This window comes from Streptomyces sp. NPDC034099 (assembly GCF_055575415.1).
On sequence record NZ_JBVISR010000006.1, the window covers coordinates 38,470 to 41,661 of the forward strand.

General features: G+C 76.0%; 2 protein-coding genes. Both read right to left on the reverse strand.

What is annotated here, in order from left to right:
* Window positions 1–14 precede the first annotated feature (14 nt).
* Window positions 15–761, reverse strand: coding sequence for a class I SAM-dependent methyltransferase (locus tag ACZ56V_RS18875; RefSeq protein ID WP_398916462.1), 747 nt, complete (start codon window positions 759–761; stop codon window positions 15–17).
* Window positions 758–2,878 carry an alpha/beta fold hydrolase gene (locus ACZ56V_RS18880; RefSeq protein WP_468943574.1) on the reverse strand — a complete coding sequence of 707 codons (2,121 nt, stop codon included), beginning with the start codon at window positions 2,876–2,878 and terminating at the stop codon, window positions 758–760. Before ACZ56V_RS18880 ends, ACZ56V_RS18875 begins: the two co-directional genes overlap by 4 nt.
* Between the last annotated feature and the right edge of the window lie 314 nt (window positions 2,879–3,192).

The following is a 3,192-nucleotide window of genomic DNA, read 5'->3' on the forward strand; positions in this document are numbered from 1 at the left end:
GGGGTTACGGCGACTCAGCTCCTGACGTACACGCTGCGGTGCACGCGCCACTGCTGCACCCGGGGACGGTCCTGGTCGGGCAGGGCGCGCAGGGCGGCCAGCGCGGGCTCGACGACCCGCGCCCAGGTGCCCTCGTCCACGTCCCACAGGTACGGCGGCAGCCGGCGCTCCAGGCTCTCCAGGAGCTGCCGGGGGGTCGTGGCCCGCTCGTAGTCGGGGGCGAACTCGTGCCGCAGCCGCTCCAGCCCCACCTCCCGCGCCGCCGCGTCGAGGCCCTCGGGTGTGTCGGGACGCCGCGGCTGCAGCACCGCCAGCCGGTCCAGTACGGCGACCAGCTCGTCCGGATCGGCGGCGGGATCTCCGTGCACCGCGAGCAGCCGCCCCCCGGGACGCAGCACCCGCGCCGTCTCGCGCAACGCCCGGGGCATGTCCCCGACGAGATGCAGGACGTGGGTGAACACCACGTTGTCGAAACTGGCGTCGGCGAACGGCAGCGCCCTCGCGTCCCCCACGCAGACCCGCCCCGGGAGCCGTTCGGCCGCCCTTGCCAGCATCGGCGGCGACACGTCGACCCCCCGCACGTCGTGGCCCAGTTCGGCCAGCCCCGCCGCCACGATGCCCGTGCCGACGCCCACCTCGAGCACCGGGCCCGGAGCCAGGTCCCCGGCCAGCTGTGCCGCGGCCTGCCTGCCGCGTTCCATTCCGCCCCGCATCCGGTCGTAGTCGTCCGCGACCCGGTCGAAGGCCTTGGCCTCGGTCACCGCGCAGTTCCTTCCGTGTCGATGTGCCAGGTGATCTCCGCGTACCGCACGAGATCGGCGACCTCGCGCGGCGCGCGGACGAACTCCGTGATCAGCTCCGCCACCAGGGCGGGGCGGTCGTGCGGCGCGTAGTGGCCGGCGACGGCCAGTTCCGCGTACCGGGCGTGCGGGAAGCAGCGCGCGGCCTCGCGGGCCCGGGCGGGGGAGGAGATGCCGTCGAACTCCGAGCAGACGAACAGCGTCGGCACGGCCACCCGGGGCGCCTGCGCCGCCGAGTCGAGCCGCCAGAGGTCCACGAGCTGACGGGCGTACCGCACGAGCACCTCGGCGTCCCGGAAGGGCCGCCGCACCTCGTCGGTGAGTGCCCGGCTCAGCACCCCGAGCACGCCCGCGTCCCGGGCGCCGGGGCTGCCTGAGCCGCCCGCGGTGCCCGGGGCCAGCAGGTCCAGCATCCACGCGGCCTTCTCCGGCCTGCGGTCCAGCGCGCGGCACACCGCCGCCAGATCGGACTCGTACTTGGTGTCCATGCCGTCCCAGCGGTCGTTCTGCCGGAACGTGGCGTTCAGGAACACCAGGGAGGCGACGGCGCCCGGGCGGTGCTGCTGGAAGGCGGTGGCGATCTTGGCACCGGTGCACCAGCCGAGGAGATGGGCGCGCTCGGCGCCGACGGCCTCCAGCACCGCGTCGATGTCGTCGAGCTGGTGCCGGGTCCCCCAGGGCGGGTCCTCCCGCTCGGTGCCGCGTACCTGCCAGGTGACGACGCGGTGGTGCGGGACCAGATGGGCGCACAGCCGGGTCAGGAAGCCCGGCCCCTGCCCGAGCGCGTTCAGCACCAGCAGGGGCGGACCCTCGCCGGTCCCGCCCTCGAACAGCACCAGCGGCCGCCCCGCCACGTCCACGACGCGCTGCCGCAGACCACCCGTGCCCCGTGCCGCGTCCGGCGACGCCCGATGGGCCCGGACCGCGCCGAACAACTCCCACTGCCCGGCGGGGGAGAGGGACGGGGCGTCCTGCGAGGGGGCGGTCCCGCCGGCGGGAGGCGGCAGCGGAGCCCGCGCAGACCCGGTCGCGGTCGCGGCCGTGTCCGTTCCGTCCGGCTCGGACCGTGAGGTGCCGCGCGCCGGGCCGCCCGACCGGGCCGCCTCCGCCGCACCGGACGGTCCTCCCGGTGCCGTCCCGCCCAGGCGTACCGCCTGACGGCGTACGTCGGTCAGGCGGAGGTCCAGGAGCCGGTCGACGGCGTTGAAGTCCGCCCGGTCCGGTACCGGGCGGACGTCGATGCCGTGCACCGCGCCGGCCCGGGCGAGCACGTCGGTCAGCGGGACCGGCGCGGGCCGGGGCACCGAGGCGAAGCCGTCGGACAGGTCCCCGGGGGCGCCGGCCCGCCAGAGCTCCCCGGCGGCCCGGTCCGCGGTCAGCAGGGGCAGGCCGAGACCCGCCACACCGGCCACCCGCAGCGGTTGCCGCTCGAACCAGTCGGGCACCCGGTCCGCCACCTCCGCGCGCACCGAGTCCAGCGCCCACAGCAACCGGTGGGCGCCCGGCGGGCACTCACCCAGCGCCGGGGCCCGCGCGTCCACCACCGGTGCCGTGCGCAGCATCCGCCAGGACACCCCGGAGTCCAGGCACGCCTCCACGGCCGGCCGTTCCAGGTCCCGGCAGGACCGCCGCGCCCGGTCGTCGGCCGGCGCCGGGTCCTGGCCCACCTGCACATAGCGGCGGGCCCCGAGGCCGGGCAGCGCGGCGAGCAGCGAGCCGGCCAGCGCGGCGTCCGCGCGTGCCCCACGGGTCCGCGACCGGTCCCAGCCCGGCACCACGCACCACACCTGCTCCGCCGTCCAGGCCTTCAGCTCGGCGTCCACGCCGTCCGGCTCGACGCACACCACGGTCAGCCGACCGGCGCCGAGCGCGTCCGGCCCATCGGGCCCGCTGCCGTGCTCCGTCACGAACGCGGCCAGCTCCCGACGCCCCGGAGCGGGCGCCCCGGGACGGGACCGGACGACGGAGAGCAGGACCACCTCGGTGTCGGCGGCACGATCCCCGGCCGCCAGGTAACGGGCGGCGAGCCGGCCCGCGAGGAGCGGCGACGTACCGGCGATCAGCACCCGCTGCGGCATGCGTGACGTCCTCCTGTGGCGACGGGCGCCGCCGAGCTCCTGATTCCCGGAGGCTGGAAACAAAAAGAAGAACCCAGATGGTCCGCTCCTTACGGGCCGTAATTCTGCTCAATAGTGCGCACGCCGAAAAAGTGCCCGGACGCCCTTGCGGCGACGGAAATTCCGTCGTTAGCATCCCCGCGCCGGATTTATCTCGAACGGGCCCGCACGCCCATTCCGCGACGTTCCCGGAACCGGCCGCGCGCCGCACGGCGATACGGATCACCCGGCACACCGGCACCACCCCGGCGACGACGAGAAGGACGAGGCGCACC